Consider the following 25,719-nt stretch of genomic DNA (forward strand, 5'->3'; position numbering starts at 1 on the left):
TATTTATTTGATTAAGTGAATAATTTCTATATCACTCTTCACATGCTTTAAATACTCAGCTAACAATCTTCTATGACACTTTTCAGGAGTGTGTTCACTACACAATAAGCAGTGTTCATGCAGCTTCTCTATGTTCGTTTTCTGAGCAACGCGCCTTATATCAAGTAGGTTTAAATACCCAACTTCATACTCTTCCCAAGACATTTTTTTATCCCGGTATTTGGTTAGCAACTCTTTTGTTGGTGCAAAGTCTATATTATGTTCATAGGACATATTCCCAATTTCCCTTGCAAAGAATCTTAAATCACTTCCTTTTGCGAAACCAGCTAATTGGGAAACATTGTTTATGCGTGTATCAATTATTTTTTTAACACCTGCAGTTTTTAGCAGGTTAAAAAACTTCTCTGCAGGCTTTTCTGTAAATCCAATAGTGTAAAGCTTAATCATGATTTTCCTGTTGCGGTTGTTTTGAATAGGGCGAAAAGCCGATCTCTTTATTCTTTAATCGATACGCTTCTTTTAATTGATCTGCAACAGAAACATTAGGATTGAAGATATCTGGCTTAGGCAGCTTTTTATCATACTTTTTTAAAAGTATACTTTCAAGATCGGTATGACTTTTTAGGCTTTTGTCTTTCAAGATATGTTTTACGTCAAAACCATCCCTTACTAACGCCAAGGAAACCATTGAAAACCTATGGCAGTCTAATGGTTCGCTTTCTGAACACATCATGGCAATTACAAATCCTTTTTCAACACCTTGCCAAAGTCTTTCAACTCCATTTTTAAAAGACCATGATTTTCTCACTTTTTCAAAGTCAACTTGCCCATCATCATCTAATAGATCTGGATCAGTAAACCTAGCACCAAATTCCTCTGAAAAGTGCAAATAAGTTACTCCATGATTCTTCAAATAATTTTTTAGAGGCTCTTGGTTATACTGTGGATTATATGAACTAGCTGCCACACTTCGAACATCTATTAAACAGGTAACTCCATATTCTTGAATCAATGAAACAAAATAATCCAACTGGTGGGTTGAATGTCCTACAGTATATATTATTGGCTTATTCATTTGCTATCAGGCTTACAAAATAATTCTTTTTCAGTAAAAGCAAAATATCCTCACGAACTATATATCCATACATCCATCAATCATTAAACTTTCTTAGCTGAATGTCAATTGCTCCTTCATTAGCTTTTATAAAGTATTTCATTTCAATTTGCCCAAATACGTTCACGTTATCATGCCCAGTTATGTAACTATTCTTCTCAATAAAATCTTTTTGTCCGAAAATATGCTTTTCGAACTCTGAACACTTTCTAATAAGTGGGTTTTCAAAGTGCTTGTGATAGCTAGAGCATATAGACTGAATAAAATGATTCCCCTTGATTGTTTCGAAAGGATGCAAAATGACCAAATAATCTCTAGCTCTACTTATTGCAACATTGTATATATACTCTTTAGATAAAAGGCACTTAGGATGCCCTGTATAGTGATAATTATTTGGATTTGAAATAAAGAACACAATATCGCATTCATCCCCTTGGAAACCATGGACTGTATCAGCATATACTTTTAGTTTATCTGACAAGCCGTATGATGTAACTAACTTGTTTAGCAATACAGCTTGCGCTTTATAAGGAGCAATCAGCCCAACTGACCAATTTTCTTTTTCGTCTAACAGTGAGTCAAGGTACTTTAGTAACTCTGCGACAAAGATGGCACTATAGGTATGATATGAGCTATATAAAAGCTTACTTATTTTAAATATAGAATTATCAGCATTTAAAGGGACATCTATAAACGTTACGTTCTTATTAATCAATTTTGCGAAATTGGATGGAAGGGTTTTAGCTTTATTATTCTTATTCTCCCGATCATGCTTTAATTGTTCCCCATATGATAATGAACTAAAGAGCTGACCAATTTGCTTAACACTTCTATATTGCGTTTCCAGGTTTGTGATTCTATCTACACTTCGAAGGTTCTGCTCAGAGCTTTTAAAGCTGCTTATACCCATCATAGTATAAACGTTCTCGTCTTGTAAATCCAATTCTTCTAAATCTTTATCATTTACATCTACAACCGGTGGAATTTGTTTAGGATCACCTGCCACAATGAACTTAGCATTAGGGTTAAAATTGTGAATAGAAAGGATTGCAAAAACCAGGTATGGTAAATTAATCATTGATGACTCGTCAAAAATCACATAATCCCAATGATCTTTCAACTCGAAAAGTCTATAACTCTCATCATTTTCATCGTCCATTACTTCAAAGTATGGGATTCGATGTATAGTAGAAGCAATAATATGGGCATAATCCAACTGCTTCATATCTATTGAGTCGCTATAAACGCCATCTTCCAGAACTTCTAATTCAGGATCTGTCGGCTTACCAACCCTAATAATAGATATAGATTTACCAGCCTTTTCTAAACTGTCTAATTTACCCCTTACAATGTCTCTATCATTATCAGATGGTAATAATAACTTCTTGCATAAAACGTCTGCAGCCTTATTTGTTGGTGTTAGTAATAGATATTTTGCGTTATACTTTTCGCTTACACCATCTATTATAGAACAACAAAGTGATGTAGTCTTGCCTGTTCCAGGAGGGCCATATATAAAATGTAAGCCGGGTAATACATCTTTGATTTCCTCCCAAACATTTAAATAATATCTATTGCTAAATGCACTATATAATCTTTGCAATAAATCTATAACAGGAGAGAAACTAATCTTAACCTGGATCACATCTTTGAAAAGACCTATTGTTGATTGAGATAAAGGCTCTCTACAATAGATTAAAAGATCTTGACCTTTTTTTGATACCCCTTCTACAAAAACATTTTCGTTTTGGCGGTTTTTTATGATCAGTGTAATTCGAAAATCTTCAAAATCTTCAATGTTTACAGGAATTAGAGAGCTTGCACCACATAGCAGAAAGTATTTGTTTGAAATTTCGCCATTGATAGCATAACGCTTAATCTCTTGAAATGATATTGTTTTTTGTCTTGTATTATCCTGCTTGGTTTCAAATGTTAACAAGAACTTCAAATATGAATCAAACCAAGCATAAGAATAATCATCATTTGACTTTATATCTTCAATAAGCTCCTTTCTTTCTTGTTTTAGATTCTCTTCTTGAAAAGCAGACTTCAGGGCTTCCAAATGTGCTGTATTGACTTCACCTTTGCCAGCAGCATTTAAAGTATTATAGAAACTTGCTAACATTATGTTCCTTCTATGTATCAAGTTTTCTACAGCCTCCGAAAGATGTTCATAGTCATCTTCTAACTGATCTCTTAAGTCTTCTAATGAAATGCTTTGTAAATAATGAATTGTTGTAACCTTTTCACCTTCTTCAACATAAAAAGAGCCTTCATCAACCCTTCCAACCATAATCATAATATCATCTTCTGTGGATATTGAAACATCATAAAAAAGTTCTCTCTCTTTAAGAAGTTCAATATCATTTTCTTCTTTCCATTGATGATAAAATGGCTCGTCATGTTCTTCGCTAGTTTCATTTATAATGAATGTTCTATCAAACTCTAGCTCAGTACTACTATTTACCACTGCTTCATCCACAGAAGAAGACATGCGGAGTACACTATAACTTTGGTAAACTTTATTTAATTTATTTTCACCATACAGCGTTAACCTGGCGTGTAAGTCCTCATTTATTGTGTATATATCCTCTATGCTTGAATCTAATATTCTAAAGGTATCAGTTGTGTCATATACAATTACAGGAAATTCCCCCAAGTCAGAACAAGCCAAGTCATTGACGACTTTTTGAATTAATTCCAAACGATCTTTATCCCTGTCCGATTGATAAACGATGTACTTCCCGGCTAATGGTATAAAAGCACCTGCGGCACCATTTAAAGAATTCAGTAGCAGCTTATTACTAAAGGCCTCAACCTTAACTGTATCAGGCAGATCACTGATTTCACCTAATAAGTATCTTCTCAGCTTTTGAAGAGGGCTGTCATTAACATGAATACCAAGTGCAATAAAAAAATCATCCTTCCTTTTTACCTTATTATGCCACAATATGAACTCCTCGGGCAAGCATTCACTTTCCAAACAGATTCCGTTTAGCACATACTCATTTGGAGATAACCCCAGATAATCTTCCCAATCCTGATTTCTTTTATACTCTTTCGCTTGCTGAGACAGATTGATCCAACCTTTATATAGATAATTTAGCTTATCGCTTATTTCGGCTTCATTATCTAAAATTTCAGGATTACAACCTTTTACAAATAAAAATCTGGGAGCTATTATATCATCTTCACCTTCCCCATAATTAAACACTTCCAAATCATTAAGCTGTAATAAGGATTGCAAATCATTATATTCTCTATTTAGTAAGTAAGAGCCATGTATATAACTTTGATTTTCTTCTGAAAAAATTATTATTGGTTTCTCTATAGTATACCATTCATCATTATGGGACTTAAGCTTATAATCCTTAAAATTTTCCTTTTCAAATCTACCAGACAATAAAACAAAGAGCAATTGATGTGAGTTTACCAATTGATTATCGCTTAAGTTAGCAGTAAACCGAGATACTAGCTCATCAGTAATACCCACATCAGACAACTTGAAAAGCTTATCTGCACTTGTTTGACTAATTAAATCCCTCTTTTTAGCTTCATCATGAAAAGCTTGAATTAACTTAATATTCTCAGCACTTTCAAGATTCAAGATTTGGGACTGGGACAATATTATTTCTTTATCCTCTCTAAACACTTTTATTGAGTCATGAGCACTATCTATGTCTCCTATTATAATTTGTTGGTCATCTTTATTAATTACTATTTTATTATGGATTTGAGACAGTTCTTCTGAAGAGATGTCACCCTCTACAACTTCTTTTAAAAGTTTTATATACAGCTCATTTTCTCTTACCTCCTGCCAATTGGCATCTAAAGTTGTATATGTAAGTTTCTGAAGCAATTCCTTTTTATCATCAAAGCGCTCCGGTAGAACAATTTCAACTAAATCCAACTCTTGCTCTAGATTATCATCCTCACTAAAAATGTCAATCAAATGAGATATTAATTTGCTACCCGATAACTCTATTTGCGATTTATAACTTTCAAAGCTGTTAGGTATAAGTATAAAATCATCAGAATAATACGTTTTAATATATTTTTTTACTGCTGGTTTGGATGTAGCTATTTGTACCTTTCCAGAAGAGCTTACATAGTATTTACCATCAGAAAGACTAATATGGTTAGATGCAAAAAAGTCAAGGTTACAAACTTTAGAGAACAGCAATAAATCATTTATCTCTTCTAAGCTGCTAACTGTCTCCTCGATATCTAATTGAATGCTATATGGGGTATAAGAAAGAGGTAACTTATCCAGATAAGGCAATACATACTTATCCGGTATATGGCAATCAAAATATTTAAGTACTGATAATTGAATATTTTTAAAATCTTCATCAGTAAGATTTAGCAAGTCATTATTGTAGTATATCTTTTCTGATTCAAGGACCTCAGCGTTAAATATTGCCAGTTTAGAATTATGAAGTAGAAAATTTGACTTTTCTTGCCAAGTACTTTTCTCATATGCATCAATAATAGATTCTAAAACTTCTTTGGCCATTTTATGATTAGAAGCTATGTAATTAGCTATCTGATCCCAAAATGGTAGTATAATGCCTTGGTATAACGACTCTGGCTTGTCAAGAAGGTAGCTTTTATAACTAGCATTATCTTCAGAACTATTGATACAAAACTTCTGTAACCAAGGGGCAGTAGACTTGGCATACAAATTCTTGAACCGTACATGAACATTATTGTTGTTTCTAAACAACTTCAGTTCTCCCATCCTATCGCCTGGCGAATCATTTAAAGTCCTGAAGGCTTCGAAAATTCTATGCTTCTCACCAATAGTCAACTTTGCCAACTGATCATCATCGACTACTTGACTGAACAACTTTGTTAATATCGTATAACTCTTAACCTGAGACTCGTTAGCGAAAAAACCGAAATATTTTGGATTGAAATTGTAGTCATCAAAGTTATCTTTCGTATAAAACAAACCGAGCTTTTGTAGTAAATCCCGAATATCATTGAGCTTATTAAAGATAATGAAGTACCCATCTTTTTCTTTTTCTTGAAATTCTGTTATAGCGAGAATCTCCTCATTATTGAACTTCAACAACTTTGTAGCAAAAAGATTTTTTTTGAACGTTTGATCTTTAATTAGCTCGCCATCCAGAAATTTAATTTCCGATAAGATAGCTTTGGCTTTAGCATGATCATTACCTATCCAATTATTCAAGTGAGTGCTTATAGTGTCATTGGAAGTAAGTAAATTATAAATTGCAAAACCTTGCACACCAAGCTTCAAATCTGCATTAATTCGTATTGATGGCTCTGCATCTTCTCCCCAATAAAACCAATTAACATCTTTTAAGCCCCACTCATCAGTATCAATATCAACGTTCGTTTTCTTTATAAAAACACTCTCGGGATTATCAGTTATTTCAAAATCAGTTGATCCATTTGATGACTTAATAGGGATATACTTCTTAATTACTTTGTCTATCTGGTTTATATATGGGTCTTCGATCCATTTCCTGTCCTGGTTTAAGCTACTACCAGATGTTAGCAACGCAGCATAGAAATCAAGGAACAATTCTCTTTCATCCGGGATTGTAGAAGTGGAAAGACGATTTAGTTCACTATCTATCTTTTCTACAATAGTTTTTAACAAACGCTCGTTTATACCGTCTTCCTTGCTACTGCCCTTATGCAGGAAAGTACGAGAGCTGCCTTTATAGAATGCATTAGAATGTAGTATATAGTTAAAATTGTGGACCTCCTCTGACAAAGGAAAATAGAGGTATAAATTAGGTGCTCCTTGAAAGTAGTCATGTATTTCATTATGCCTCCTAAATCCAAACAGCGCTTCAATATTTGCTTCTTCTTTAATTTCTTTCCTTTGTTCTTCTGTTAGTTCTTCAAAATTCTGAACACCAAAACGCACATATGCATACGTATCTTTTTCCGTCTCTTTATCAACCGTAAGCTTTATAAACTTCAAATCAGGGTAAGTAATTGGATCTTCGTTATTTAACTGTACAGTTCGAAGAACTTTGTCTTTTCTCATCTCTACATCTGCCGTTTCCCTCAGAATGGCTAAAGCAAACCTTACTCCCCCTTTTAAATTTTTCTCAGCCAGTTCTGTTTCCTTACCAGTACCTAACTTGATAAAAAATAAAGACCCCTCATTATAAACTTCTTTATTTAAAATGTGGCTATTGTTCTTGACCCAACGAGATAAAACTTCATATTCCGATTTACTAAAAGGAGACAGTTGCGCTTTTTCGCCAGTTACCATTTTAGGTAAGTCTTGTATTAATGGGTTTTCCGGCAAACAGGGAAAGCAAGTGATTAATATCTTAAAAAGCCAGGGATTTTCGTCTTTAATAAGAATTTCTCCTTTTTCGTTTTTAGCTATGCTCAATTCTTTTGGAATTGGATTAGAGCCCGCTGCCAACTTTGCTAACTCATAATTTTTCCAACTAAACAACAAGGGGCCTGAGCTTTCATTGATCAACTCGTGCAGACCATTGTCTTTACCCACTAATCTATGTGCTAGCTTGAAGCCAATTCCAAACTTACCAATGGTTCTACTGTCGGCACTTTTAGTAGATGAACCAACATTTAGTATAGAACGAATGCTATTCGGGCTAAACATTTCACCGTTATTAGCAACAAGCAAATAGTAATTACCATCTATTTCATCTTTGCCCCAAACCATAGTATAATGGGTACTGCCGGCATCTACAGCATTTTGCAGAAATTCATAAACAGCTTGTCCATCCTTAGCCATATCCAAGAAACTTTGCAAAAAGTTTTTAATACCTGCTTCAGGAGTGCTAAAGCCATCTCTATCCCCATGATACATGGTAAACCAACCAAAGTTCTTTTCACTAGTGGCTTCTTCAATATAGTAGTTACCTATAAAGTCTTCTTCCAGTGAAGTAGAAACTGGACGCGTTGTTTTATAAAAGCTCCGATACTGTTTAATGTTTTTGATTTCCATGGCAGTTATGTTTTGATAGATGCTTTTGAATTATTTAGTCGTTTTCTTTAAGATTGTGCGAATTGGCTCTCCCCATTTATGTTTTTACAACTTACTTTTTATATCTAGGATGAAACATTGTTTGCAAATGAGAACCTTAATGCATTTTCAAGTTCCTCTATTTTAACAGTAGCCTTCCATAAGTCATTTAACGCACCGCGACTTTTTACTAAACTTTTATTTGGATGCGCAATGCCATTTCTAAGTGCTTTTAATTTACCAGAGCTCCTCTCAAATGTTTCTTTTGTTTTGTAGCCTAATTTTTTATACAACTGGAGCTCTGATATCAAAAGGAAAAGATCACTTAAGTACAAGTATTCAATAATGCTGCTGTCCATGCCCTTTTTGGCATCTTCCTTAAATCTTCTTGCTGAATCCAATGCAGATGGAATATCTTTTTCCTTTCCCCAAAGTTCCAATGAATCTAAAATCTGACTTGTCTCCAAGCTATCACACACAAACTTTCCTAGCTCTCGTTCTAAGGAGCAGATAAGATTATAATAATAGATAGCAACATGCTTACAGTTCAAATTGCCTATGGTAATCAGTCCAATTACAGTTGAATGATTGGTAAGGAAATAAAAGTCCCTATCATTGTCACTCATCAGCCTAATTACATCTTTTATGTGCGTCAGGTAATATAAGCAGTCTTCTTGCTTTATTCTGCTCCATTTGATGTCCTGAACAGAATACTTACCCCACTCTTCTGTATGATAAAAGGTATTTACGGTTCCGTCTTTATTTATTTTAGGCAGAATATCAAAGCCATATTCTACCATCTTTTCATAAGCATCAGATAAGGTTTCATTTGACTGAGTACATATCCACTCTTTTTGCGAAATGCCTACAATAGCCGCATGAATTTCAGGAGTACTACCCTGACTGAAATAGTGATATTCCATCATTTTTACTCTCGTTTAACAAGCTTATTAGTTCACCATCAATTGTCCTTTCCCTTGTTCCTAGTGTGCACAGGCACCAAAAGCATTATGGTATCACATTAAAAGTTTTACCAACAATAAATTCCCCTACCTGCTTTATACAATCAACCTTGCAAGCATCTTTATGTTTATCTAAAACAGAGGCATTTGACAATAAAGCATTTGCGTTCAAGTCTTTAAATGAACCAAAGTTCAACTTTACATTTTGCGACTTCCTGGCTCTTAGTAAAACTTCAACAATGTGACTAAATTCATTTATTTGTGATACCGAAATTTTTCCTGGCTCTTTTGGCTTTCCATTCTTTCTTTTAGGATATACATATTTTGCGTCTAGCAATAACACAACATCATCACCAGCAGGATCATCATTTTTGGGAGCGGATGGCTTTTGAAAAGAAATGTCAGGATGATGTATGGTGTCAGGCGCATCTTTTCGCTTAATGCCAGTTCCGGCACAGACTAAATATAATGGCTTGCCTTTATTATCCGTAATTTCATAATAGGCCCAATTTTTCTTTTTAGAGGAAGGTGCCGCCGGGAACTTCCGAGATCCTCTTAGATGGACCTTCTGATTTGGAACATTATTGATTTCGCAAAGTATTTTTAAATAACACCAAAACTCATAGACGTAATTTTCCTTTGTAGTCTTAACTATATGACCAAAAGGTTTCTTAGAACCTTTCCATGATGATACATTTTCAATGCTTTTCGCAAAGGAATCTATTTCTTTAAGCAAAGTAGTCCTAGTAGAGGCCGGCATATATTTAATTTAGTGATATGGGTAATGGAATTGAATTGAAAGACGCACCAAATGATGCCTCATCGCTTGCAACAGTTTGTATCTCATTTAATAGCGCTGTCAAATAGTTTTCGCCAAATTCTGATCCCAAGAAAGTATTGCAGATACTTACCTGTTGCATAATATTATCGTTCCTCTCTCTTTTCCCATGCTCAGAGAACTCCAGAGTATGGGCACTATTTTCATCAAGCCTTAATAAATAGTCACCTATCTCGCGCATCATTTCAATATCAGGATATATATAATCCTCAATATATTCCTTGAGCATCTGAAATGCCTCTATATAATTATTACCTCTTCTAAATAGCTGAGTATTATCTTGTATAATCTGCTGAAGAAAAGACTTTCGATGTTCCAAATGCAGGCCATTCACGACTTTCCCAAAAGCTGTTCGCGAGATGAAGATCTGGCTATTCGTTATCGCTTCATAATCATGGTCAGGTAAGTGGCTGTATGGCTCTCTAAAGTGCTTAATTGGGTCATTAAACCATTTATTAATTTTCAAAAGCGTATAACTAAAATCTTTTAAGCTGTTTGGCTCAGACAATGCTTTGATATCAGTAACAGTTACTTCAAAAAGGATTTTTGTGTTTCTAACACCTTCAGAGTTTGATCTTCTGATTTTAGAAATAGTTCCCTTATGTGAAAACCTCCACCTACTATTATCCAATAAAAAGACAACTTGGTCGCCTTCAGCACCACCGAAGTTTCTTTTTTGTAAGAACGAATAAACAAGTTCAGGTCTATTACTGTTTAATGTTTGAATTATATTAGGGTCTGTCGTTTTAAAAGCCCAATATTTCATAAGTACGAATTTTAAAATAGTTCTTCCTGCCCTTCTATTTCTTTCGCCTTCTTTTTTGATTTCTTCTTATCCCATAACCCTGCCTTTACTTCCTCTTCATGTATTTTATGGTTTAGCTCAAGCAACCGCTTTAACACTTCTTTGCGGGCATCAGGGTGGATAGTAAAGCGAACGCGATCATTTTCAGGTAGATAATCCACTTCATAGAAGTCATGGCGAAGCTGTATATCACTCCAGCCATAGGCATCCAGTACGGAATTGTCCATTTGCACATGTAATTCACGAAGTTTTTCTATATTAATGATCGCTTCTTCTAGTGTGCAAGTGCCTAATGAATTGTGCAAATGATTCCAAAGATTCCACACTTCTTTGCCGTACTTTTTTTCTATATCCTTTTTAGTCAAAGACTTCAATTCATTAGATGTGACCTTATAATGAACCTCCTGTGCATGAAAAGCATTATAAGTTTTAGTCAGCCCCAATTGCATAGATAACATAAGTTGACGACGATGTTCATCATACTGTCGCCCAATATTTTCTAAAACTTCCCCTATTGTAATTAGTTCTTTTTGAGGGAACGGGAATGTTTCAAATACATCAGAAGGTGTATATCTTATATCTGACTTCAAAGCCGAAGCATATTTATGTACCCACTCCTTATGTATAGTTGACTGCAGATAAGAAAGCCATAAGTTGCTCTCAAAAGTTAGAGCTATACACATCATTGATATGACTTGATTGGTAGGAACAAACACAAATCCAAGAGTTTTGCTTACTTGTGCTACTACCAAAACCCTTTGCATTGGTTTCAAAGCACTATAAAGAGCGGGTCTTTTCTCACCATAAATCCACCATTTTTCAGGAAGGGGCTTCCTCAATGCATACTCCCCAACAATTTCATTTCCATCTTTATCTTTTGCCCAGCGTTGTCTTTCTGGCTTAACTAACTTCTCAACAATACTATAACAGGCTTCATATTCTTGAGCTTTTTCTTCCGTCCAATCAAAATAATTAATTACCCATCGACTCGCGCTTTGATCTGGACTATTGTTCAAATCCTCACCGCTTAAATAAGGCATTAATACCTCCTTATTAGTCTGATCCTGATTAATAAGATTGCTCGCTTCATCTGGCTCTAATAAAAACCCTTTCCCAAGAACTATACTCCCTTGGAAACTTTTTCCTTGATTTTTAATTAGGGTGAAGGGATTACCAATTGTTTCTGAATCATCTAAATAAGGTGTAATAGTAGTTACTCGTCTACTTGAAAGAAAAAGTTCGCCTTTCCAAGATTTTTTAGTGATAGTGACCAATGAAACTTCAACAGCCGCCTGCCCAGGCCATTTCATACTTCTAACAGCATGGTTAATTTTACCTCCACTTTTTACAATTATATCTAAACCATCTTCGCGAGCCTTTCCCTGACTTATGGTATTTGTTGAAATCAACGATTGAAAACCATTATTATTTATTATTGAGAATATCCTTCTGAAGAAATATGTAACTAAATCAACCGCACCAATAGGCTCAAACTGTTTTTTTATACATTCTAAATAATTATCTCCGAATGTTCCAGACAACTTCTGGCCACCTAAAAATGGAGGATTTCCTAAAATGCAATCAAACCCACCTTGTTCAAATACTTCCGGGAACTCTAAAAACCAATGAAAAAACCTCTTATCATTAGATACTTGCTCAGCTTTTGCCAGCTTAGAACTTTGTAATATTCCTAAATGTTTGTTTACTTGTCGTAAGAAGCTGCGATATTCAGTATCCGTTATTAAATAATGTTTATTACTATCTGTTTTAGTAATAAAGAACTGTGCTATTTGTGCATCTGCTAGTTGACGTAATCGTATCCTATGATAATCATGCTCAAACTTTCGATATTGTTTTTCTTTGTTTGCGACTTCATCTGGTGTACGTTCAGGTAATTTTTTAAACAAATTATATTGTTCAATGATCGCCTCGACTTCGGCGTTAACATCTACACCAAAACCTAGCTCTGTCTGTTCCTTTTGTTTGCGTTCAGCTTTGTTACGTCTCAAATAGGCAGCTGCGATCCCCTTATCATCACCAGGCAATGTTTTAAAGGCCTCATCAGCAATACCTCTTTCTAGCTCCTCCCTGTGCGCTAAACCTATAATAGCATCCCCACATTTAATGTGATGATCCAAAAAGTTAAGTGGTTCACCAGGATTATGAGCTTCCAGCCACATTGCTACTTTACATAGCTCTACTGCCAATGGATTCTGATCAACCCCATATATACAGTTATTTATCACATCTCTTATGGCTAGCCTCAATACTGTTGGCGAAGGTTGATCTTCCTTACTGCGTAGCTTGGCTAATTCAAAGCCAATGCGTCTAGCAGCAGAAAGCAAAATATGACCACTACCACAAGCTACATCGCAAACCTTCAAAGAGAGTAAGGCCGCTTCTGGATCTTTCTCCTTCAACTTGTCTACAATTAAGTGATCCAACGAGTGTTGGATTAGTGGCTTTACCAATTCTTCTGGTGTATAATGGCTACCGCTTTTGCTACGTTCATTTCCTTCTTTAAATATAAAATGTGGCTCTCCTCCTAAATCTACTAGCTGTGGTTCATACTCCAACAACCCTTCGTATACCGAACCAAACTCTTCTACATCTAGATCAGCATAGTTTACGCGTACACGCTGGCCTGTTTCACTTTCAAAGGTTACAAGATTGCGCAGGACTTTTAGTACCGTTTCATTGTCCAGCATCTGCTTGCCCATAATACCTAACGCATCTGGTGCAAACAATCCCGAGCCAAGTGGTGCAATGCCAAGTTGTGCGCTGTACTTACTGTGCTCAAATAAAGCAAAGCAGGTTACCAACGACTGCCATAAATCTGTTTTCTTAGGATCTACATAAACTGTTTTTTCCACTAGCTTGCTTAAGCGCTGTACGCTATAGTAGTTATAATAAATAGCCCTTTGCTGTTCCAGCTTTTCATTACGCTCTGCCGGAAAAATGAGCTTACGCTCTTCGATCACCATTAAAAAGAGCACCCGGTAAATAATACGCAGGTTGTATAGGTAATAGTCTTTAGCATCTAAATGATTGGCTATTGCTGTACGCAGGCTTTCATTAGCAGTATGATGCAGGAATCCATTTGCCAGTTCTTTTATAGATGTTTCTACCGCTATGCTCAATCGCTCCCTAATACGTGATCCCGAAGCCAAGGCTTCCTGATGGTAAAACTCCAATATACTATCCGGGCCCGCATCCATCTTTTGTGGCATGCGGCTGGCATGCAATACGCGGTATAGCAAAGCAAATTCAGCATAGAGGCTTTCCTCCATCATTTGCTCCAGGTTAAACTCAATATAGCTTAAGCGGCTAAGCCGGGTAGCATCGCGCAACAGACGCAAAAACTTACCATTGCTTACTAAGGCATACATGTGCTCTTGGTTATTAAGGTATTCTTGCGCCAGCGCATGCGGAGAAAGGCGGGGCCCGCCAGACTCTGCCCTGGCATCCAGTGACTGGTTGATACCTACCACATGTACGGGATAGTTCCCCAGGTTAGTAGCACGGAAGGAAATAGCGTAGCTTTTTCCATTAATGATTTCCGCAGTGGCAGCCGATAATTCATACCCAAGAATACCCATCAGGGGTTTCATCCAATAGTTGCGGGTTTCCGTTGTACCGGTATCCGTTGTAAAGAGTTTATCTCTTTTTTGCTTAAAGGCCTTCCAGTGCGAAAGGGCCAGCGACCAAGCCAAACTGATCTCATCACGCACAGATGCTTGGGGATCAAGGCCAAAGTCTTTGGCGTTTTGAAAGCGAATATCTTCGGTACGGATCTTTTCCAACACCTCGCTACTGAGGATATTGCCTTGTATGTTGATAGCAGAATAATTCATGGTTTACAGGTCTTTTGGTTTTGGCATCAGCATATACACACCTATTACATCGGGCGGCAGTACGGGCGTTGCTTTTTCATAACGTCGTCCGCCTATTAACTCTTTGAAGCGGCTGTGCGCTGCTACGAGTTCGTCGGCTCGTATGCTAGCCAGTTCTAAGAACTGGTGCTTCAGGTCCTCAAAGCGGGCCATTTCATTTTGTATATCGGCTTGTTGCCGCTCTACTGATAAGTTGGATAAGCTCTTGGAATGCAGCAGCAGTTCTTTTGCTTCTTTAAAGTCCAGGGTTTCTGTTTTACCACCTACAGATCGGTAGCCCCATAGATACATTTCTTCAGCAATGCTTTCCTTTTTGGATGCTACTTCTTTGATCACATTTCGTACCCGGAAAACAACTAGTACCGTCTTAGTAGAGACTGTATTGGTTTGTACCTCACACACTCTAGCTATTCGGCCATGCTCACTTCTAGGCTCAAACGATAAGGCAATTAAAAACTGACATAGTAGCTCCGTAAACTTATGGTTGCGGCCTATGTAAGTGTAACCTTTTGGAGTAGGAGAGTCAAAGCTTACTTTAATGCTAGCTGCATTGTTGAAACACCGACTGATATGCGGCGGCAAATTTTGTAAGCGGAAGATATAGCCACCATTACTATCCTCTTCACAAGAGCCGCCCAACTGCTGTACAGCACTGCACACAAAATGCTCAACCGTTTGTATATCACCTATGGCTTCATCCACTGCTTCTAAATCAGCTTTAATGGCATCTGGATTAATAGACTCATGAGCAAATATGCTACGGATGTTTTCCCCTTTTTTACGGGCTAACTCCAGTTCATTAGTGATGGTCTCGTTGGTATCTCTAAATAGCTCTTGCTGAACCGCATCCTTTTTGGCATCAAATAGTAAGCGTTGTGCCGCCTCACTCATGATGGACTTACTGTTTTCACCAATACTGATAGAGACTCCGGTTGAGCGTTGAATATCCCTTACTTTACGAATTAGTACTTCCAGGATAAACATATCCATATCATTGTTCTCGCCATAAAGCAAATAGGTTTTTACGGTTGGAGCCGCTTGTCCGAAGCGGTCAACACGTCCTTCCCGTTGTTCGATACGGTTTGGATTCCAAGGAAGATCATAATGCAGTACGGCCGTGAAATGCTCCTGCAGGTTAATACCTTCACTCAAACAGTCGGTAGCTACCAATACCCTCTTCTCACTTTTCCCCATCAGATCTATCTTCTCCTTCCGTTGTTCATCGGCCAGATCGGAAGTAATGGCCTCTATATGAATACCTTTTGGCAAGGCTTCTCTTAATCTTTCCGCTACATAATTAGCAGTAGGTATATAATGACAAAAAATGATAGGAGCAAAGCCCTCTTTAATCCACTCTTTAATCAACTTGATGGTAGTTTCAATCTTTTGATCAGCGTTATTTTTTAGAATAGATTGTGCTTCATCATGCAGTTGTTCCAGATCTCTTAACTCATTCCGGGCAAATTCCAGGCTTTCAATTAAATCCTGGCGTGGCACATCCGACACTTGATCCAGTTCCTCAAACAAGGTATTTTCAATTTCACTATCACCATTTACATCTATTTCTGCACTTTCTATTTTCTCTTTTCTTCGAGTAAGCATCTCCATGGCCATAGCTGGACTAGACATGGCGCCTTTGATCAACGAAATGGCTGCCCATGAACGCAACAATTGTGTATGCGTGCTTATTGATTCACTAGCCGTAGAAATTCCTTTTGCGAAATGGAGCAGATTGTTGTAAAAAAGTAGGTATTCGTTGGTTAACGAGAACCCTAGCTCTCGTGAGTCCCTATCTGGAAACTCTGTATTTTCTTCAACTCCTGTACTTTCATATATCCAGCGTTTTATATTATCTCGCTTTCTCTGCACAAAATGACGGGCTAATTTTTTCTTTTCTGCACCATCAATCTTTTCAAAGTTTAAGCGCTCAAACTCTGGCTTTAATAATCCTAGTAAAGAGGCAAACTCACTATCCTTTCCACTGTGTGGCGTAGCCGTTAGTAAAACAATTTGACGCTGGCCATCTTTTGCCAGATCATGAAGCAAGGAATAGCGTTGTTGTTGTGATTTACTTTTTGATCCTGCTGGCAAGGTACAGGTATGCGCCTCATCTACGATAATAAACTCTGGACAATCATTGATAAAAATCCCTCGACGCTTATCAGCCTTTACATAATCTATGGATACTACCTGGAAAGGCACGTGATGGAAAACACTCTGATCATCCGGCAGTTGGCGGTCAAGCTTTGCGGCCGTACTGGAGCGGATAATTTCAGCATCAATATCCAGTTTATTCTTTAGCTCTTGCTGCCATTGCTCACATAGATGCGGTGGACAGATAATGGCAAAACGTTTTACTTCTCCGCGCTCCATTAACTCTTTCAGAATAATAAGGGCTTCCACCGTTTTACCGATACCCACATCATCTGCTATTAATAAACGCGCAGCATCTAGCTTTAAAGCCATTACTAATGGAACTAACTGGTAAGCTCTTGGACGGAAAGATAACTTACCCATACAGCGGAAAGGGCCAGATGCATTTCGAAACGAAAGACGAAACGCATCATATAGAAGCCTTGCTGTTTCAAAAGAGCCAACTTGTGTAGGATCAGGCTCTGGAAATTGAGCCGATCTAATCTTTTCAAATGGAATTGCTAGTGGGAGAAAGACAGCTGTCTCCTCTTCTTCTGATCCACCCAATGGCTTTATGCGTAATAAATCTGGGTTTTCAGAGGGCAGCACCATCCAATCGCGCTGGCGGTAATGAACCAATGTTCCCGGTTTATGTTGTGTAGTTCCTGACATGTTATTATCCTAATATTTTAAAAACGTCTTTTCTGCTATTAACCAATTCCTCTAGTGGTGTTTTGTAATGCCATACGATGACATCGTATCCTGCTTCATTCAACAAGGCTCTTTTGTGTTGATCATCTACTTGTACCGACTCCAGATCATGTACTGATCCATCACAAAAGACTAACACAGGCCCATGGCCATTGTTATAAACAAAGTCGGCACTGATATAAAAATCATCCAGCCGCACCTGCGCTTTGTGTGGCAAGGCCAGTTTGTTTTGATACAGGTATTTTAAAAAGGGCAACTCTGAGTTACTGTTTTTATCGTAGTTGTCAAGCAGGTATTGGTATTGCTGGTCATAATCTTTTCCTTGCGTCATGGTAGAAACATTGCAGTCCATTAAGAACTCCAATGCTTCTTTTATACTCTTACGATCTAGTATCGTGTGATGGCGCTGGTTATAATAGGAAAGCAGGTCTTCATAAGAGGCTTTCGGCAGTGTCTTTCCATAGTCTGTTTCCTGCCTTGTATCTGGATCGAAGTGGAGGGCCTTGTAAGCGGTAACAAAGAGCTCTCTCAACTTAAGTGGCTCGTCTATCAGCTGCGACAAGATGCCTAGGCTTCCTTGTGCGGCTTCATAAATGAGGATATTGGGTGCATCTTTTTTCCCTAAAACACTTACACCAATTTCACTGCTCTCTACCTGGAACTGAATTTCAATAGCACGCTTTAATGCATAACTCAGTGTAATAACCTGATCACCGCTAAGGCGCAAGGACTCCAATGGCTGCAGATAAAGCGTATCAGCCGTTTCTCTTACAAAAAGCAGTACATCCCTTTTATTGTTGAAAGTTTCTTGATTTTCCAGCTCTTTTTGTGTGAGCCATTTGCCATTGCGTGTATCCAAAGCAAAGCCTTCCGTTTCAACATCTGCACGACGAGCCCTTCTATTTAGCTTGATCAACTCAGTGGCCTGACCGTATACCAGTTTCAATAGATCGGAATCCGCTCTTTTTATTATGGCATTTTTGGTATGATCAATACCCGATGGGTACCGGAAATACTCTTCGATTATATATCCTTTCGATGATCGTTCTTCTTCTATACAAGAAATCCGTTCTCTGGGCCGGGCTTCTGTTTCACTCAGCTCAATCAGGTTGGTTTTGAATTCTACATTGGCACCTCTTAATTCTGTTAATGTAATTGGGTCATTATTCGCTGCCTCTGCTTCATCATCAAGAAAAGCATAGCCTGAATTCGTAGATATCTTTATTTTACGTTGTAGCTCTTCAGAGTTTAGAATGCTCATCCGGTTCACTTCATATTTGCTACCATTGTGATATAAAACATTATGAGGACCGAATTCACTTAATGCCACAGAACGGGAGCGGGAGATATACTCGCCCTGATCTGCATGTTTGTATCCAACAAAAGTGCGTACTGGAAGGCGCGTAAAGTTGTAGCCAGGCAAGAAACCTTCGGAGGCAAGGTAGCGGAATACATAGAACTCTGACTCATTACCAATTTCTCTTTGAGCATCGTTCAATAAAAGTTCAACCTGCTTTAAACCAGCAACATGCCTTCTTTTGGCATCCTTTTTCATGTCGCTATCTTGCTTGATTGTAACATCATCCAGTATGGCTCTTGAAGCCTGAATCATCTTCCTGGCAGACTTGTACAAATGGATCCAACGGGTAAAGGATGCTTCAAAGTGGCCTTCAAAAGAATTAATTCGCTGTTCAATCCAGTTATCGTTATACCACCAGGCCCTGCTCAAATCTGGTAAGATAGATGCAATAATTTCTTTGAAGTGTGCAATCCATGTTTGTTTTTGCGTTCTGATGCCATTGGCTATCGCATCTCGGATATTTTGCCTTACAGTAATATTGTTTTCATTGCTTAAATCCAGCAGGTCCGCCACTGACTTACTTAAATCCCTAAGAGATAACTCCATTAGGATATAAGCATTCAAGTGTCCTGTTAATAGCTCTTCATTGATCAAATCAATACGTGGAGGAATAACTGAGCCTGCTACCATTTTAGCAGCAGCATGGAAATAGTTCTGATCGTGTGGTGACCATGCCGAACAATAGGTGACAACGACTGCCGTTTGTCCGCCCCGTCCTGCACGACCACTGCGCTGTGCATAGTTAGCAGGACTAGGGGGCACATTGCGCATGTGCACGATGTTAAGGTTAGCTATATCGATTCCCAATTCCATGGTAGGCGAACAAAACAAACTAGCCAGCTTGCCTTCCCGAAAATCATCTTCCCGTTGAATTCTATCATCAGAACTTAACTGGCCAGTATGTTCTCGGCCAATCAGCTCTCGTTGATATTGTTGAAAATCTGTTTGATATAGCTCTTTAAAGAAAGGGTTTGGCCTTAAGTTTAATGCCTTATAAGAGTTTATGCGCGTTTGATCAACTACAACGGTTTGTCCATCACCAGGCATCCAACGGATACAATCGCTTCGTAGTAAATAACCGTCAACTGTACCTCGCTCACCTCGTAATCCCTCTTTCTTAATTAAGAACCCAGTGTTGGCTAATAGGTCACATAAGGTTTCAATATAAGTTCTGAAGTTATCCTGACTTAATGGATTAAGACCTACTGCGCTAAACTCTCTTTTCAAGTATCTTCCAAAACCAGATCTAGCTCCCATTGTCGCAAAGTAGACGCCTCTTTGCTCACTCCTTCCAGGCCGCACTGAAACCATGTAGGTAGGGCGATCCAACTTTTCACTATGGTCAAGTGACCACAGCTTATTTTCGTCAAGTCGGTTTCGCAAAAGGTTCTCGGTTTCTGCAATATCCTCCACTAAGTAGCGGTGATAGATGGCATAGTTGGTTCGGAAATAATTTAGTAATTGGGTGAGTATCTCTTTTCGCTTCTCAGCTGAAGCCTGATTCAACAATGCTAAACCTTGAAAACGGTCATCAAGATTTGAAAGCTTATCTAACCGGAAATAGTCAACTTTTAAAAGGGCAGTTTGCTCCAGGTTTGGTAAGGTATATCGCCAGCCCCTTTTTAGATCTTGGAATATCCGGATCAAAATATAGCTCTTGATCGCTTTTTCATTCTCCAACTCCGGAAAGTCTGGATCTTTACTCATGAAGTTTGGATTGGCATAGTCAGTCTCTTTTAACTTCAATTCATCCAATACCCGTTCAGCAATGTTATTAATCTCTAGACCAGCCGCATTTTTTACAACGGCAGCATACAAGCCAGCTCTCAGTCTTACTGAGGCAATAAAATCATTGAAGTGACCGGCTTGTAATGCCGCATCTTGTCGGTTATCAGTAAAGCTTAACAGCTTTTGATTCTTTATTTCTTCCTTTTGTTCCAACAAAGATTGAACGACAGCATACGAAAGAATGGTTGTAGCTGTACTTCTACCTTCATGGCCTAGGCTCATTAGCTTGGTCCCCTCATTGGTCTTTGAGTCTTCATAGAAAACACCTGCTGTAGGATCCACTCTCAGTTTAACCGGTAGGTAGTAGCCTTTTAGCGGATAGATAGGCTCGCTTGAGTATTTACCTTCCGAATTAAAGTAAATACGTTTTGGCATGTGCCAATCATAATACGGTCTGAATGCTGTTTCTGCATTATTTAACCAAGCCTCGGGAGCTAGATCGAGTAAGTCATCATTCCAAAAAGCTTCACCTTCATCCAATACCAGATAACCAAACCTTAGATTATGTTCATTTAAATTATCCCCTGTCAACTCTTGTTGGCTACGTGTGGGTACAGGCTCTTCCGGATTTCTTGGAAGTAAGACTTGTTCGTTTGTGTTCTTCTCCACACAAATAAAGTCAACACCTGAATAGCGGCTGAATAAAACCGGGTATAATGTTTTTTCACCCTTTTCGTCTTTTACGTAACGGCCAGCTTTAATAGTTATGACCCTGTCTTTTCTAGACTCTAAGGTGACAGAAACAGTACTTGTTTGAGAGATAAACTGATGAAACCGGAAAGGCAGAAAGCTTTTACGCGTTCTTGCTAATCTATTTTTCTCATTCAGCTTTTCTGTCCATTTTAGTAAAGCAACAACTGTTTCGTAGGCCTGTTTAAAATTTACCTCCGTTTCTGTCCTTAGCTTTTCTGCAATGTCTTTTATGGATAAGGGCTTACCTCTTTCCAGCTTTCCTTCATTGTTTCTGAGTGCTATTTTCAGCTCTAGCCAGTTACTCAATTTGTGATCAACGAAAGTTTGCTCGGCAGCCTCTGAATCAATAGGAGTAGTAACCGCTTGTCGTAATTCTACAGCATTGGGCAATACACCGTTTGTACAAGCCTTTAAGTATTCATCAACAATTTGATCTTGTGTATATAGCTGGCCAAAAATCTTTGTAGCCACATCTGCCACTGCTTGTTTCTTTTCGGCAGGCGTGCCGCTGGATGCCATCGTTGCCGAGGTACCAATGCAAATCAAATCCTGTTTACAATGGCTCTTGATCCGGCGGATCAGCATACTTACATCAGCGCCTTGCCTTCCTTTATACGTATGCAATTCATCAAAGACAAGAAACTTTAAATGATGCTTCATGGAATCTCTTAACCAAGATTCAGATGCTCTGGTCATTATTAATTCCAGCATCATGTAATTGGTAAGAATGATATCAGGCTGTAGCTCACGGATACTTTCTCTTACATCCTGCTTTTCCTGACCTGTATACTTTTTATAGGTTATTGGAAAGTTGGGACCAAAGTTTTCCTCAAACTTTTTTATCTCTTCTTCTTGTGAGTTAATCAGGGCGTTCATTGGGTAAACCAAGATGGCTTTTACCCCTTTAGTCTTATTCTGACCCTGATTAAAAATATCATTGAATATGGTAGATAGGTATGTCAACGACTTACCAGAACCGGTACCGGAAGTAACAACAAACCCTTTTCCCTGAAGGCCAATCTTTAAAGCTTCAACCTGATGCTTATATAAGTTATAAGAGCCAAATGCCTTTGACAAGTTAGAGTGTACATTCAACTCACTTAATGATTCTCCGGTCTCGTATGCCGGATTGAATTGTACTAATGGCTCTGGAATGAAGCCATCACTTTCAAACGCTTTATTTACCTCTTCTTTTATTCTTTCGTCATCAATGGAAAGAAAGGACTTTAGATAGTTGCGGTAGTTTGAAACTATATGATTATGTGTTACAAATGCATCCATGTTAACTGAAGATTGGATTTATTGTTTGCCGTAAGTAAATTTTATCTATTAACCATTTTCATCTATGTTTCTTAAGAAGTAACTATAAACGTATTAGTTGAGGAATGCAGCCGAAAATATGTTTGAGGGAACACGCCAGCACCATGGCATGTAGTTACTTTAATGCTATTTCCTTCATTTAATAAAACGCTTCCTTGACGAGCCTTGTATTGGCGCAAAGAAGAAATATGAACAAGAAATACTTTCATTACTAGTTAGTTTGGTGAAATTAAAGAAGCCGTAAAGTAATATTATTATTAAAACCCAGCAAATCTAACAGTATGATTTTCATTAGGAAAGGCTTAAATACTAAATAAGTTACCAATCAACGATATGTACGACAATTGAGCTTCAAATACATTAACATAAACTTATTCTAGTAAAATCAACCGGCACAATCTGGAATATTCCGATTGTACCTCTTGTTATAACCAATAGATTATCTGGAACTTGTCAGAATATTCCAGATAATTTGAAAATATTCGTGGAAACCAACGTTTTTAGAGCAAAAAGAAAACACTTTTCTTATACACTTGAATAATATAACTCTTTTGCATTTCCTACCTTTTCCTATCTTGAAAATGCTAGCTGATACTTATTATATTCCATGTATTCATACAAAAGCAATATTATTTTGAAATAATATGCTTTACACGTAATAATTGGGGCATTACACTTGCTTTTTCAGTTGACAGCAATTAAGAATTGCTACAACAAAAAGCTATCCCAAGAAAAGAAAACTTTATTTGGAAGTGGTAATAGTTAAATCAAAACAGCAATTACTGATGACTTTTATTACCACTTAAAATATCTTCCAAATGGTTTAGAAGTAATTTTATAGCATCAGGATGAGAAAGAATATAAGCGGAAGGGGGCTCTGTCAGATAAGTAACCGTTACCTTTTCCCCCTCACTATTTGTAGCAAATGGGAACATGTCTCTTCCAAATTTTATCGTAGTATACAAAGCGGAGGCTACCGCTTCATTCTGTAAGATCTTATTTGCTTGCAGCCACATTTTGATCTCAGTTTCCCATACACAATTCATATAGACTTTCTTTGCTACCATTTTGGTGTCAATAGGAAAATCACCACTTAACATCCACTTCAAATATTCAAGTTCAGTACAAGCCAGCTTACCTCTGTGCATCCCAAAGTTGAATACAACTTCACCGTTTTCATCACGCACGAACTTTCCGCTAAAGTCTACCAGACTCCCACCACTGAGATAATCATGCAGAAAGCTTGTATTAGGCTCCAAATCCTCATATCTGAGAAGTTGGTGCTTTAAAATATCAATGGTGGCCAGCACATCGGCCTTGGCAGAGTGCGCGTCCTCATGTTCTCGTTCACAATAAAATCGTACAGCAGAAGACAAGTCTCGCTTTTCCTTGCTATGATAGATTACCATGGCATCTACTAACTTCACCTCTGTGTATATAATAGGATATTTTTTAAAACGGTGAAACTCCTGCATCAACATCGGCACATCAAAACGTTTAATGTTGTATCCCCCGAGGTCACACCCTTCAAAAAAAGTAGTTAATTCATCTGCCAAGTCACCAAAAGTTGGCTTATCAACCACCATTTCATCCGTAAAACCATGGACTGCTGATGCTTCCGGTGCTATTGGGACAGTTGGATTTAGTAATTGATACAGCTCTACTTGACTGCCATCTGGCAGCAATTTAATGGCGCAAATTTCAATGACCCGATCGTATGATGTATTAGTTCCGGTTGTTTCGAGGTCAAAAAATATGATGGGTCTGGTAAGCTTTAAGAAATGGTTTTGGGTCTGAGGAATATAATAGGGCTGCTCCATGGATTAATAAATACCGGCTTGATTAAAGGTCGGTTTTCATTTTAAATATAATTAATCCATTATTTAATGTTATGAAATTTATAGATGACGTGTAGTAACGGTATTACCAACAGAAGTATAAAGGCCTATTTTTCTCCTTACAATCTTGTAAGTACGTTGGTTCAAAAAAGCAAGTTTGATGTACTCTTTATTTAACTGTGTTTCATAACTTTTATAACTAAGCAAGTTCTGGCAAAGCAACTGTAACTTTCTCTTTGTGGTAATAGTTGGCTATTACTGTCTGTAGGTTATCGCCCATCAAATACGCCACTTCATGGGCTTTTATTCCAGCCAAAACTGCTCTAGTAGCAAACGTATGCCGACAGGCGTATAAATCGCGTTCCTGAATTTTCAGCTCTTTCAGTAAGGGCTTAAACGTTCGGCGTTGAAACATGCGGTCATCGATCATTCGCCCTTGTTCGGTTGTAAAGACCAAGTCGGTCCCCTTTTTATCAATACAAAGTGGTTTCAGCAAATCCGTTAAAAAGGCGTTCATTGGAATAAAGCGAACATTATTGGTCTTCGTACCTTTTTCTTTACGCGCTGCTTCATTGGTGCCCTTACTCGTACGAGCAAGTGCCCGGCAAATCGTTATTTCGCCTGTAGACCACAATACATCTCTAACCTGTAACCCTATAGCCTCCGCATTGCGAACACCGGTTTGAATCATAAAGGCCACAAAAGGATAATACTGGGCATGGGAATACCGGGAATATTTCTTACGGAACCGATCCGTTTTTAACGCCTCTAAAATCACAGCTACTTCCCGTTCGGTAAAAGGTTTGCGTTGCTCCGCATTTCGCTGGCGCTTTTTAGCGCTCACATCAGCCAGGGGATTGTCCGACAACTTTCCTTTTCGCACTAGCCAGTCAAAAAACTTAAAAAGGCAATTCCTTCGGTCATTAAACGTTTTAGGACCAAAGCGCTCTCTACTTAGCAAAATCGATGTATCGTTAGGATCAAAAGAACCCCACTTTTGCAACATGGACCTGGTCTGGGTATAGTAACTGGACAATTCTTCTGAATGTGGATCCATGGATTTAGCAGCTAAATAACGATTAAAATATTCCAGAAGAGGGATTGGTGGTTCAGGTGAAGCTAGGGCCACTTTATGTAAAGTTTGATTAACAGGAATATTGATGAGACCATCTTTGCAGGAATGCTGTTGTGACAACTGCGCTACCAACGCTTTGTACTGCTCGAAGCTTTCATTGAGGGTTTTAGTCACCATATTATTTGCAATCATTAGGACAATCGG

The 25,719-nt window shown here is 37.9% G+C and carries 12 protein-coding genes; all 12 read right to left on the reverse strand.

All coding sequences use genetic code 11. The features are described 5' to 3' along the window. Nucleotides 1–3: 3 nt before the first annotated feature. A complete protein-coding gene (locus SY85_RS09140) occupies nucleotides 4–447 on the reverse strand; it encodes a DUF488 domain-containing protein (RefSeq protein ID WP_066403789.1) in 444 nt (147 codons plus the stop codon). Further along, on the reverse strand, nucleotides 440–1,075 hold the full coding sequence (locus tag SY85_RS09145) for a DUF488 domain-containing protein (RefSeq protein ID WP_066403792.1): 636 nt from the start codon (nucleotides 1,073–1,075) through the stop codon (nucleotides 440–442). The genes SY85_RS09140 and SY85_RS09145 overlap by 8 nt, the downstream gene beginning before the upstream one ends. A gap of 76 nt (nucleotides 1,076–1,151) precedes the next feature. Continuing rightward, nucleotides 1,152–8,081, reverse strand: a complete 6,930-nt coding sequence (locus tag SY85_RS09150; RefSeq protein WP_066403794.1) for an AAA domain-containing protein — start codon at nucleotides 8,079–8,081, stop codon at nucleotides 1,152–1,154. A 104-nt stretch (nucleotides 8,082–8,185) separates the two neighbouring features. Next, nucleotides 8,186–9,025 (reverse strand): hypothetical protein, encoded by an 840-nt coding sequence (locus tag SY85_RS09155; RefSeq protein ID WP_066403795.1) that lies wholly within the window; start codon nucleotides 9,023–9,025, stop codon nucleotides 8,186–8,188. Nucleotides 9,026–9,107: 82 nt separating this feature from the next. Then, a complete protein-coding gene (locus tag SY85_RS09160; RefSeq protein ID WP_066403796.1) occupies nucleotides 9,108–9,821 on the reverse strand; it encodes a hypothetical protein in 714 nt (237 codons plus the stop codon). Nucleotides 9,822–9,825: 4 nt separating this feature from the next. Further along, nucleotides 9,826–10,665 (reverse strand): hypothetical protein, encoded by an 840-nt coding sequence (locus SY85_RS09165; protein ID WP_066403797.1) that lies wholly within the window; start codon nucleotides 10,663–10,665, stop codon nucleotides 9,826–9,828. A gap of 11 nt (nucleotides 10,666–10,676) precedes the next feature. Then, nucleotides 10,677–14,558, reverse strand: coding sequence for an Eco57I restriction-modification methylase domain-containing protein (locus tag SY85_RS09170; RefSeq protein ID WP_066403798.1), 3,882 nt, complete (start codon nucleotides 14,556–14,558; stop codon nucleotides 10,677–10,679). 3 nt (nucleotides 14,559–14,561) lie between these two features. Further along, the gene (locus SY85_RS09175; protein ID WP_066403800.1) at nucleotides 14,562–17,402 is read right to left on the reverse strand and encodes a helicase-related protein; all 2,841 of its coding nucleotides are present in this window, start codon (nucleotides 17,400–17,402) and stop codon (nucleotides 14,562–14,564) included. Between the two features lie 4 nt (nucleotides 17,403–17,406). Next, the gene (locus SY85_RS09180) at nucleotides 17,407–22,563 is read right to left on the reverse strand and encodes a DEAD/DEAH box helicase (protein WP_066403802.1); all 5,157 of its coding nucleotides are present in this window, start codon (nucleotides 22,561–22,563) and stop codon (nucleotides 17,407–17,409) included. Nucleotides 22,564–22,634: 71 nt separating this feature from the next. Then, a complete protein-coding gene (locus SY85_RS25615; RefSeq protein ID WP_158512956.1) occupies nucleotides 22,635–22,811 on the reverse strand; it encodes a hypothetical protein in 177 nt (58 codons plus the stop codon). 570 nt (nucleotides 22,812–23,381) lie between these two features. Then, nucleotides 23,382–24,422 (reverse strand): 3'-5' exonuclease, encoded by a 1,041-nt coding sequence (locus tag SY85_RS09185; RefSeq protein ID WP_066403803.1) that lies wholly within the window; start codon nucleotides 24,420–24,422, stop codon nucleotides 23,382–23,384. A gap of 217 nt (nucleotides 24,423–24,639) precedes the next feature. After that, nucleotides 24,640–25,707 (reverse strand): site-specific integrase, encoded by a 1,068-nt coding sequence (locus SY85_RS09190; RefSeq protein ID WP_066403804.1) that lies wholly within the window; start codon nucleotides 25,705–25,707, stop codon nucleotides 24,640–24,642. Between the last annotated feature and the right edge of the window lie 12 nt (nucleotides 25,708–25,719).

It is taken from the genome of Flavisolibacter tropicus, from assembly GCF_001644645.1.
Taxonomy (GTDB): domain Bacteria; phylum Bacteroidota; class Bacteroidia; order Chitinophagales; family Chitinophagaceae; genus Flavisolibacter; species Flavisolibacter tropicus.